Origin of the sequence: Candidatus Electronema sp. TJ (genome assembly GCF_048287355.1) — a bacterium.
GTDB lineage: Bacteria > Desulfobacterota > Desulfobulbia > Desulfobulbales > Desulfobulbaceae > Electronema.
On the sequence record NZ_JBLWEP010000075.1, the window covers coordinates 1 to 10,905 of the forward strand.

The 10,905-nt window shown below is 56.8% G+C and carries 11 protein-coding genes; 5 read left to right on the forward strand and 6 right to left on the reverse strand.

Annotation, left to right across the window (positions count from 1 at the left end; translation table 11 throughout):
* Positions 1–28 precede the first annotated feature (28 nt).
* A complete protein-coding gene (locus ACNKID_RS06980) occupies positions 29–1,495 on the forward strand; it encodes a Ni/Fe hydrogenase subunit alpha (RefSeq protein ID WP_417912729.1) in 1,467 nt (488 codons plus the stop codon).
* Positions 1,496–1,578: 83 nt separating this feature from the next.
* Here the strand turns inward: ACNKID_RS06980 and ACNKID_RS06985 are convergent, their stop codons facing one another.
* A complete protein-coding gene (locus ACNKID_RS06985) occupies positions 1,579–1,794 on the reverse strand; it encodes a hypothetical protein (RefSeq protein ID WP_417912719.1) in 216 nt (71 codons plus the stop codon).
* Positions 1,795–2,124: 330 nt separating this feature from the next.
* Here ACNKID_RS06985 and ACNKID_RS06990 point away from each other — a divergent pair, with 330 nt between their 5' ends.
* Positions 2,125–2,310, forward strand: coding sequence for a hypothetical protein (locus tag ACNKID_RS06990; protein ID WP_417912720.1), 186 nt, complete (start codon positions 2,125–2,127; stop codon positions 2,308–2,310).
* A 96-nt stretch (positions 2,311–2,406) separates the two neighbouring features.
* Positions 2,407–3,465 carry a malate dehydrogenase gene (locus ACNKID_RS06995; protein ID WP_417912721.1) on the forward strand — a complete coding sequence of 353 codons (1,059 nt, stop codon included), beginning with the start codon at positions 2,407–2,409 and terminating at the stop codon, positions 3,463–3,465.
* 170 nt (positions 3,466–3,635) lie between these two features.
* Here the strand turns inward: ACNKID_RS06995 and ACNKID_RS07000 are convergent, their stop codons facing one another.
* Positions 3,636–4,316, reverse strand: a complete 681-nt coding sequence (locus ACNKID_RS07000; protein ID WP_417912722.1) for a tetratricopeptide repeat protein — start codon at positions 4,314–4,316, stop codon at positions 3,636–3,638.
* 97 nt (positions 4,317–4,413) lie between these two features.
* On the opposite strand from ACNKID_RS07000, the gene ACNKID_RS07005 reads away from it, so the two are divergent.
* Complete coding sequence (locus tag ACNKID_RS07005; RefSeq protein ID WP_417912723.1) at positions 4,414–4,827, forward strand: hypothetical protein; 414 nt, start codon at positions 4,414–4,416, stop codon at positions 4,825–4,827.
* Between the two features lie 111 nt (positions 4,828–4,938).
* Here the strand turns inward: ACNKID_RS07005 and ACNKID_RS07010 are convergent, their stop codons facing one another.
* The 4 genes from ACNKID_RS07010 to ACNKID_RS07025 form a co-directional block, all read right to left on the reverse strand.
* Entirely contained in the window at positions 4,939–5,406 is a 468-nt protein-coding gene (locus tag ACNKID_RS07010) for a thioredoxin family protein (RefSeq protein WP_417912724.1), read from the reverse strand.
* Positions 5,407–5,499: 93 nt separating this feature from the next.
* Entirely contained in the window at positions 5,500–7,485 is a 1,986-nt protein-coding gene (acs, locus tag ACNKID_RS07015; RefSeq protein ID WP_417912725.1) for an acetate--CoA ligase, read from the reverse strand.
* 157 nt (positions 7,486–7,642) lie between these two features.
* Complete coding sequence (locus tag ACNKID_RS07020) at positions 7,643–8,497, reverse strand: cytochrome b N-terminal domain-containing protein (RefSeq protein WP_417912726.1); 855 nt, start codon at positions 8,495–8,497, stop codon at positions 7,643–7,645.
* Positions 8,497–8,934, reverse strand: coding sequence for a ubiquinol-cytochrome c reductase iron-sulfur subunit (locus ACNKID_RS07025; RefSeq protein ID WP_417912727.1), 438 nt, complete (start codon positions 8,932–8,934; stop codon positions 8,497–8,499). The genes ACNKID_RS07020 and ACNKID_RS07025 overlap by 1 nt, the downstream gene beginning before the upstream one ends.
* A 236-nt stretch (positions 8,935–9,170) precedes the next feature.
* Between ACNKID_RS07025 and ACNKID_RS07030 the strand changes: the two genes are divergently transcribed.
* Positions 9,171–10,778 (forward strand): tetratricopeptide repeat protein, encoded by a 1,608-nt coding sequence (locus tag ACNKID_RS07030; RefSeq protein WP_417912728.1) that lies wholly within the window; start codon positions 9,171–9,173, stop codon positions 10,776–10,778.
* Positions 10,779–10,905: the final 127 nt, after the last annotated feature.

The following is a 10,905-nucleotide window of genomic DNA, read 5'->3' on the forward strand; positions in this document are numbered from 1 at the left end:
CAGCATTCAAGAATCAGGAGGCATAGGCATGGAACGCATCACCATTGATCCCATCACCCGTCTGGAAGGGCACGGCAAGATCGACATATTCTTGGACGCGAACGGCGATGTCGCCAACTCCTATTTCCAGATTCCTGAGCTGCGCGGCTTTGAACGCTTCTGCGTCGGTCGTCCCGTGGAGGAAATGCCTTTGCTGACCAACCGCATCTGTGGTGTCTGCCCAGAGGCGCACCATATGGCCAGTGCCAAGGCAGGCGACGCGGTCTATCAGGTTGACCCGCCGCGCACGGCCAAGCTGCTGCGCGAGCTGCTCTACATGGCCTTTTACTGCACCGACCACACCACGCACTTCTACGCCCTGGGCGGGCCGGACTTCATTGTTGGGCCAGATGCGCCGGTATCTGAGCGCAACATCCTTGGTGTCATTCACAAGGTGGGGCTGGAAATCGGCGGCAAGGTCATTCAGATGCGCAAATACGGCCACCAAGTAGTGGAGATGATCGGCGGTCGCAAGGTGCATCCGGCCACAGCCATACCCGGAGGTGTAACCAAGATACTGAGCGAGGCCGAGCGCAAGGAGATTGAAGCTATGGGCCGCTGGGCGATAGAATTTGCCCAGTTCAGCCTGCAAGCCTTCAACGATATCGTCTTGGCCAACAAGACCTATCTTGATCTGATTGTCGGCGACATCTACTGCCACAAGACCTACTACATGGGCTTGGTGGATGCGAAGAACAAGGTCAATTTCTACGACGGCAAGGTGCGGGTGGTTGATCCTGACGGCAAGGAGTACTGCAAGTACGAGCCAAAGGATTACATGCGGCATATTGCCGAGCACGTCGAGCCGTGGACGTATTTGAAGTTCCCCTATTTGAAGAATGTGGGCTGGAAGGGCTTTGTGGACGGCAAGGAAAGCGGCGTGTACATGGCAACCCCGCTTTCCCGCCTTAACGCCGCAGACGGCATGGCCACACCACTGGCGCAGGAGCAGTATGAGAAGATGTACGCCACCTTGGGCGGCAAGCCAGTGCATCAGCGGCTGGCGATTCACTGGGCGCGGCTGATTGAGCTGCTCTATGCTGCCGAACGCTGGGTGGAGTTGGTCACGGACAAGGACATCACCTCGCCGGATGTGCACCGCAAGCCCACCGCTGTTCCCATTGAGGGCGTGGGCATAGTCGAGGCACCGCGCGGCACGCTCACTCATCATTACTGGACCGACGAGAAAGGCCTGCTGACCAAGGTCAATCTGATTGTCGGCACCACCAACAACTACGCGCCCATTCAGATGAGCACCAAAAAGGCGGCCCAGCATCTGATCAAGGGCGGCAAGGTCAGCGAAGGATTGCTGAACATGGTGGAGATGGCCTTCCGTGCCTATGACCCCTGCTTTGGCTGCGCCACGCATTCGCTGCCCGGCCAGATGCCGCTGGAAGTGCGCCTGCACAACCAGCACGGCGAGCTGGTGGATGTGATCAGGCAGTTTGTGGCATAAGGCAGCTACGCAGGCCGGGGTGAGAGCGATCTTGCCCCGGCCTTGTCCTTTCTTCTGTACTCATTCCCTGTTGGCAGAATCACTCAAATGATGGCATGGCCATTCTTGAGGCCGATCCGCTTCGGCTCCCCACCTCCTGTCTCCACTTTCAGCTCGTGCTCTTCTCGATAAAGCGGGATGGTGTTTCCTGGTTCCAGCCCAAACATGCTGTGCAGCACGATAATCGCCTTGCCATCCTTGATGTGCAGTGTTGCGTTGCACGGATACTCGCCATCTTTGAGAGCGCAATTGTCCAACATAATTACCTCCACGTAATCGTCAAACGGAGTTGTTCTCCAGCCTATGGCAGCAGCTGGTATTGAGGATAGATGAACTTGCTGTAAAAGCAGTTGTCAACCTTGCTCAAGCGCAAGACTGCTCTTCTTTTGTATAGGATGCCAACTCAATTTGTCAAAAGAAAAATATGGCCATAGACGTGGATTGACCTGCTCGCCGCTGAACCATAGCTTGCAGCCATCGTCACACAGCACTCTCAACTTCATCTTGCTTTTCCTGAAAAACAGGACTAAGCTGCGGTCAGCAATGGGTTGCAGCAGCACCGTAATTCTTTAACAGAAAGGAGGGGGAACATGAGAGGAATGATTGCGCTCGCAGTGTCGTTCGGTCTGATCATCGCCGCCGCAGCATCAGGCTCTGCGGCTGTCCTGCCGACTGATCAAGTGCTGGTGAAGAAGCAGGCGCAGGAGACAAGTGCGCAGGTGCTCCGTGACGCGATGAAGTGGCGCAGATCCAATATTCAGCCGCAAAGCCCCTGAGCAGGCAGCGTGAAGAAGCGCAAAGGCCGGATGAATCATCCGGCCTTTTGTTTTTTTGCTGCTGAGACATCCGCTGACAAGTAAGAGGAGACCGTTATGGACATTGCTGTGATTGGAGCAGGAGGAGCGGTTGGGCGCGTGCTCACGCAGCTGCTTATTTCCGAGCGGCTGCTTGACAGGGAGCGGCATCTGCTGCTGGCAGGCAATCCTTCTGGCAAGAGCCGGAAACAGCTGCTGGGCTTTGCTGTGGATCTGCTTGATGCCTATGCCGGGCTGTGCCCGCACCTGCATGTGGTCTTCACCCCTGAAGAGATACGGGGAGATTTGATTGTCATGGCCGCAGGGGCCACGCTTCCTGCTGACGCAAGCTGCGCAAGCGGCAGCAGAGAGATGCTTGCCCAGGAGAACGCGCCTGTTTTCGAGCACTACGCGTCCCATTTGGCACGCTGCGGCCATGGGCATGAGATCGTCATCTGCGTTTCCAATCCCAACGAGCTGGCCGTGGCCATCTTCGCCAAGCATTTAGGGCCGAAACGGGTCATCGGCATGGGTGCCTTTCTCGATTCGCTGCGCTTCAAGAAGGAAATCGCGGCCAGCCTTGACATTGCACGGCAGCGCGTTCATGCCTTCATGCTCGGCGAGCATGGAGAAAACATGGTGCCGCTCTGGAGCGGTGTGCACATTTACGGCTTCAGCGACGAGCAGCTGCGCGATGCCTTTGCAGACATGCGCGGGAAACACCAGCTGGGCCAGCTGACAGCAGATGTCGCCCAAGTCAGAAAAGAGATTGCCGCGCTGATCGCAAAAGGCGACATCAGCGCGTGCTATGAACTGGCCGCCTGCTGTCCGCCAGACATCCGGGCGATGGTCAAACCATTCATCACCCATTTTTCCGGCTCCAAGACAGCGGTGGGCACGGCAAAAGCGACCCTGAAGCTGCTACAGGCCATCACTATGGGCCACGACACCTTCATTGCCGGGCAAGTCAGCACAGAAGGTGCTTTTTACGGCATCAGCAGCACCATCGGCGTGCCTTTTATTATCGGCAACAAAGGCGTGGAGAACATTGTGGAGCTGCCCATGACCGAAGAAGAGGCGGCCTTGCTGCGGCAATGCGCCCAGCATGTCAACCGTAAGCTGCGCCCCTTTATCTGACTGTTCCTGCTTAGTTTTCCCTGTGCTGTCCGTCGGCGCAGGAGTCCTGAGAAATTCGTTATACGTATCACGACTGATTCGTATCGAGTATAACGATTTCCGCCTGCCTGCCGCCGCGCCGCTGTCCAGAGAGCCGGAGCGTCATGCAATAATCATGAGCTGTGTTCAGCTCATCTGCCTTTCATCATGGAGCAGCTTTCAGCGTGACCAAGCCTGCACGCTTTCTTGTAGTCCTCCATGGCCTGCTGATAATCCATCCCCATTGCATGGACCATGCCACGGGAATAATACGCGCTGCCATTGTTTGGATTTATTGCGATCATTTTGTTGTAATCCTGCATGGCATGTTCAAGATCGCCGACAGTGAAATAGATCATCCCTCGACGTTCGTAATAGTCCTGATTCCCTTTGCCTTCTTGATTGTGGTGATTGTTCTGATCAAGCACTATCGCCTTGCTGTACTCTTGAATAGCCTGCTCAAAATTGCTTTTCGCAACATGAATATCCCCGCGCATGATATATAAACTGGCGATATTCGGATTGACAGCGATGATCTTGTCATACTCTTGCAGGGCAAGATCGAAGTTGCCTTGTTTGACATATTCCTGAGCTTTCTTGATCTGCTCGTCATAGCTGCTCTGGCTGACGGATGACAGGCTGCTGCCATTGCCATTTGAGACGACATCGGCATTCGATGCAGGACTTTTTGCTGCGGACTGGGTGTGTTTCTGCACGACTTCCTTGGCAATACGGGACATGTTATTCTGCTGCGCAACAGTGCCGCCTGCGCAGAGCAAACTGACTGCCACGGCAAAACTTCCTGATCGCATCATCGGAACAGATAGCTTCATGCTGGTCTCCAGGTTGAAAAAAAGGCGGGAAGAGTAGCTGAAGGTTCGATTATATGCTTTTTCTTAGAAAAGCCAACTGAAAAGCCATCCGCGCCGCATGCAGCCGGAGCAGGGCAACCTGATTCTGCCTCCTGTCCTTTCGGGCGGAGCGGAAAATGCCCCGCAGCACGCTGGAGACGCGCTGTTCCACGCTTGGAGCAAGGCATCCGACACTTCGGATGAGGCATTCCACGCTTGGAATGCTTCATTCGACACGTGGAGTGAAACATCCGAAGCTTCGAATGAGGCGTTTCACGCTTCTGATGAGCCATCCGACGCTTGGAATAAGGCATCAGAAGCGTGGGACAAGGCATTCGAAGCGTGGAGCGAGCCGTTCGATGCGTGGAATGAAGCATCCGAAGCTTCAAATGAGGCGTTCCACGCTTCTGATGAGCTGTCCGAAGCGTGGGATAAGCCATCCGAAGCGTGGAGTGAGCCGTTCGATGCGTGGAATGAGGCATTCGAAGCGTGAAACACGGCATTCCAAGCAGGAAATCCGGCGGAACCATGCCGCAGTAGCGCGGATAACCGCAAGGATAAAAGGAATTTATGCGTGCTGAGGCTGACGGATGAGAAAAAGAAGTTACTTCTTGCCTGCCAGCGCGGCTTCCAATGCGGCAATGAATTCTTCCGGCGTGCAAATCACGCCGCCTGCTTTGAACGGATGCACCTCCACGCTGCCGCCGTCCGGGAAGACCACGCGAAAATCTGGATAGCCGCTCACGCCGTATTTCATGGCGATGATCTTTTCCTGCTCGCCGTCTTCTGGATTGATTTTCACGCGGTACTGCGAGGCAATGAACTGCTGCACCTTGCTGTCGTCAAGCAGCTCCGACTGGAACCGTCTGCAATATCCGCACCAGTCCACATAAAAGAAAAGAAGAAACGGTTTGTCCTCTTTCTTCGCCCCTTCGTAAATCTCTTCGTATCCCGATGCCTTGCTGTACCAAGTATTGGCGCTGAAAGCAAAGGCCGCATTGCCGCCGGAGGAGAGAACGATCAGGGCGGCGAGAACAAAGGCGGCTAGGGATGACAAGATGCTTTTCTTCATGACAGCGTGCTCCGTTGAAAAGTTAAAAAAAATGGAGGGCGGACGCACGGTCCGACCCTCCATGTGACTGAATGACGAGCAGGAAGAAACCCGTCAGCTGATGCTCTTCTTCGCCTCGACCAGATTCTCCACAACTGTCGGATCGGCCAAGGTGGAGGTGTCGCCGAAGTTCTCGAAATCATCGGCGGCGATCTTGCGCAGGATGCGGCGCATGATCTTGCCGGAACGGGTCTTGGGCAGACCCGGTGCCCACATGATCACCTCAGGAGTGGCAATTGGCCCGATCTCCTTGCGGACGTGATTGTTCAGCTCCTTCTTCAGCGCGTCGGACTCCTGCACCGATGCCTTCAGCGTGACGCAGGCAAAGATGCTTTGGCCTTTGATCGCATGCGGCATTCCAACCACAGCCGCCTCAGCGACGGAAGGATGGGAGACCAGCGCGGACTCGATCTCGGCAGTGCCAAGACGATGGCCGGAAACGTTGATCACGTCGTCCAGACGGCCCATGATCCAGAAGCAGCCGTCCGCATCCTTGCGTGCGCCGTCCTCCGGGTCGTAGGCGTTGCCGTAGCGGCCAAAATAGGACTTCTTGAAGCGGGCAGGATCACCGAACACGCCGCGCAGCATTCCCGGCCACGGTTTGCGGATGACCAGATGGCCGCCTTCGTTGACTCCGGCCTCGTTGCCCTGCTCGTCAAAAATGGTTGCGTCAATGCCGGGCAGCGGATAGGTGGCCGAGCCTGGTTTGAGCGTGGTGGCGTAAGGCAGCGGGGAGATCATGATGCCGCCGGTCTCGGTCTGCCACCAAGTGTCCACGATGGGCAGCTTCTCCTTGCCGATGTTGACATGGTACCACATCCAAGCCTCTGGGTTGATCGGCTCGCCGACAGAACCGAGGATGCGCAGGCTGGACAGATCCCAGCGTTTGATCGGCTCCTCGCCCTCGCGCATCAGGGAGCGGATGACTGTGGGCGCGGTGTAGAAGATGTTGACCTTGAACTTCTCGACAATCTTCCAGAAGCGGTCCGGCCCTGGCCAGGAGGGAACACCCTCGAACATGATTGAGGTCGCGCCGAGGCCGAGCGGGCCGTACAGGATGTAGGAATGACCGGTGACCCAGCCGATGTCGGCGGTGCACCAATAGACATCATTATCCTTGATGTCAAAGACCCATTGCGTGGTGTGCATCGCGTAGGTCAGGTAGCCGCCGGTGGTGTGCACCACGCCCTTTGGCTTGCCGGTGGAGCCGGAGGTGTAGAGGATGAACAGCGTGTCCTCGGCATCCATTGACTCTGGGGCGCATTCGGAAGCAATGTCAGCAGCGGCGGTCTCTTCATGCCACCACGAGTCGCGGCCAGCCTGCATCGCCACTTCATTGCCGGCCCGCTTGACCACGATGCAGCTCTCCACAGAGGGGCAGGTGGCAAGGGCGACATCGGCGTTCGGCTTCAGAGGAATAGTCTTGCCAGCGCGGAGCACGGCATCAGAGGTGATCAGCACCTTGGCCTGGCAGTCCTCAATCCGGCTTTGCAGAGCGATGGCCGAGAAGCCTGCGAAGACCACGGAATGGATCGCGCCGATGCGGGCGCAGGCGAGCAGGGAGATGGCCAGCTCCGGGATCATCGGCAGATAGATGGAGACCCGGTCCCCTTTTTTTACGCCCTTCTTCTTCAGGACATTGGCGAAGCGGCAGACCTCGGTGTGCAGCATCTGGTAGGTGTAGACCTTGACATCGTTCTCCGGCTCGCCCTGCCAGATGATCGCGGCCTTATTGCGGCGGCCATCGGTCAAATGGCGGTCAAGGCAGTTGGCGGAGATATTCAGTTTGCCGCCCTCGAACCACTTGATCTCCGGCTTGGAGAAGTCGCAGTTCATCACCTTGTCCCATTTTTTGTCCCACGTGACAAGCTGCTCTGCCCGCTCTGCCCAGAAGCCTTCCGGGTCATCCATCGAGCGTTTGTAAATCGCTTTGTACTCCTCGATGGATTTGACGTAGGCATTCTCGCGGCCTGTAGCAGGCGGGGGGAATGATGCGCCTTCCTTGAGCAGGCTTTCAATCTTGTCGTCGTTGCCAGCCATGAAATTCCTCCTGAAAATAAGTTGGATTAGAGATGGTTGCAGATGGAGCGCCCAGACAGGCGGCTGTCGGCTATAAACTGAATGTATGCAACTAATCAAATTTTATTGCTCTTGTCAAGAAAGAATCTATTTTTTCGATGGAACAGGGTGGTTGCAGTCAAAGCCGCGCAAAGGCGAGGCCGCTGAGCACCGCATAGCCGAGCAGCCACGTTGCCGCCAGCAGCAGACAGCCTCTTCTGGCGCGGCCTTCCGCAGGCAGGAACAGAAGAGGAACGGCCAGCATGGCTGGAACAGCGATTCCCGCCCAAAAAGCGGGCAGATAGCGGAGCAGCTCCTGCATCCCCCAAAAAAACCACGGCCCGGCGATATGCAGCAGGCCGAAGCGGCCCGGCTCAAAGGGCGTTTTTATCGCAGCTGCTGCGGCCAGCAGCAACATGACTGTCGGCAGATGATTGCGCCAGAGCGCGCTGTAGCGGCGGAGATGCGGCCAGAGACAGAAGGCCCCCAGCAGCATCAGCCCGGCGACATGATGCAGATAAATTTTCTGCGCCCCTGCCGCGCCGACATCCACCAGCAGCTTGTTCAGCGGCGGGCCGAACAGCGGAATAGAGAGCGCGATGTTTTCCGCAATCGCTCCGGCAGCCTCGCCAGTTGCGTCGCCGCGCAGAATGTAGCCGGTGAAAAGCAGGCTCAGGCCGACTGGAGCCGCCGCGCTCAGGCGCAGCCAGGCGGAGCTGGTGAAACGGACACTGTTTTCCCAGATCACGGCGGCGAAATGGACGAGCAGGAGCAGGAAGAAGGCTTGACTGGAATAATAGTGCAGCGAGCGCCAGAATGCCCCGAAAGGAATGACTAAGTGGATGGTCGCAGTGGAATAAAACGGCTCCGCCGGGTTGTACTGCAAACCAAGCGCAACGCCTGAGAGCGCGGAAATATAAAGGCTGATCAGCGCATGGCCGCCCCAGCGCACAGCGAGCAGCCAGTTTTTCAGAGCTGGAAGCGTGCCGCGCATCAAATCGTCACCACATAACCGGTCACTGCGCCGGTCTCATCTTTTTGCAGCTCCACCGGAAAAACAGGCAGATTGCTCTTCGCAGGCCCGGCCAGCCGCAGCCCTTGCGGACTGAAGCGGCTTTGGTGGCAGGGGCATTCGATCAGCTGCTTGTCTTCGAGAAAATTCACACGGCAGCCGAGATGGGTGCAGGTGCGGGAGATTGCCCACGCCGCCTGCCGGTCCGGCGAGGCGAAGAGAAAAAATTCCCGTTCGGCATGAACGCCGCTGCGCGGCAGCGGGGCCGCGACCTTCACATAACGCGGCTTGGGTTTGACTGTGAAACCGGTGAATTTCAGCAGGGGATGAATCAGCGCCAAGCCGGAAAAGGCGGCGGCCCAGCGGAGAACAGCTGTCAGAACGCTGCGGCGGTCAGCGGGAGGCGCAGGACAAGACATAGCAATTGAGGCGGCAAGGACGAAAACATTGACCGGCAGCGGGCGGAAACTCTTTTGCTCCGCTGGCGTTGCGCAAGAGGTTTACTATATAGCACGAAACCGCAGCAAACAAGCTGATTCTTCATGCAGGCAGCCAGCGCAGGCGGCGCGCTCCTGCTGTCTTTTTCCGCTTGACAGCGCGGCGGCATTATGGGATTTTCCTGCGGACAGGAACTTATCGCCCAAGGAGGCTGCGCATGAACTACGCCTGGTTTGAAAAAATTGCTCCGCATCTGGCTTCCAGCCCGCTGGTGCTGATCGGCTTTGTTTTGCTGCTCGCCTACGGGATTCACTGGCAGCTGATAAAATCCGACCTGCTGACTAAGGTGGACAAGAAAGACAGCGGCCTGATCATCCGGCTCTTTCTCCGCTACGGCTTCTGGCTGGCCTTGACCTTGCTGCTGGCGGGATTTGGCTTGGCGGCGTGGAGCAGCTATATGGAAAAGGAGAAGGCGCAAGTCAGCAATCGTAAGCAGTTTGCCAAGGAGATTGCCGCGCAAATAGTTGCGCAGCTGTCGGCAAGAGAGCCGGGCGGGCAGGAAGCGGGGAAAGCTGCTGCTGAAGCCGTCACCGCTTTGCTAAAAACCGACAAGCCTGCAAGCCGCATTGATGAAGCCCTGCAAGCCTTGCAGCGGGGCGATACGAAGCAGGCCGAGGCCATTTTTGCTGAAGTTCTGAAAACAAAAGAGGCGCAAGGCCGCGCCGCGAACAAAGAAGCGGCGGCGGCGGCCCGGCACTTGGGCGCGTTGGCCTTCATGAACAATCCTAAGAAAGCTCTTGCCGCCTACCAGAAGGCCGTGGAACTTGACCCGGACAATGCCGACGGCTGGAATCGGCTTGGCATTCTGCTTGCTCGCACGGGGCAGCTCGCGCAGGCGGAAGCGGCATATCGCAAAGCACTGGCCGCAGACGGAACGAAAGAAGGGCAAGCAATCGCTGTCGGCAATCTGGGCCTTTTGTATTCCACACGCGGCGACTTGGCGCAGGCGGAGGAGATGCACAAAAAAGCTCTGGCACTCCACGAAGCCTTAGGAGACAAAGAAGGCATGGCACTGAATTACGGCAATCTCGGCCTTGTGCATTTCACACGCGGTGACTTGGCGGAGGCGGAGGAGATGTATAAAAAAGCTCTGGCACTGAATGAAGCTTTGGGCAGCAAGGAAGGCATGGCGGTGAATTACGTCAATTTGGGCAGTGTGTATTTCACACGCGGGGACTTGGCGCAGGCGGAAGAGATGCGCAAAAAAGCTCTGGCACTGAATGAAGCCTTGGGCAGCAAGGAAGGCATGGCGCAGAATCACAGCAATCTGGGCGTTGTGTATTTCATACGCGGGGACTTGGACAAGGCGGAGGAGATGTATAAGAAAGCTATGACGCTTGACGAAGCATTAGGAGACAAAGAAGGCATGGCGAAGAATTACACCAATCTGGGCGTTGTGTATTTCACACGCGGGGACTTGGCGCAGGCGGAAGAAATGTATAAGAAAGCTCTGGTGCTGAATGAAGCCTTGGGCCGCAAGGAAGGCATGGCGGCGAATTACGGCAATTTGGGCCTTCTGTATTCCACACGCGAGGATTTGGTACAGGCGGAGAAAATGCACAAAAAAGCTCTGGCACTCGATGAATCCTTAGGCAGAAAGGAAGGATTGGCGGCAAATTATGCCAATTTGGGTTTGGTCCACGAAAAGCGCGGCGAGCTGGGCAAGGCGGAAGAGCTGTGGAAAAAAAGCCTGCGGCTGTATCAGGAGATGGGACATCCAAACGCCAAGAAGGTGCAGCAATGGCTGGATGATTTAGGCAAATAGGCTAGCTATCTTCTTTCACCCGCAGCATCAACTCCTCTCCCTGACCGCCAGCGCAACGCCAAATTCCCCGCTTCATCCCGCCAGAAAACGCCTCGCCGCATTCCGCATCGCCTTGATGCGCTCAGAA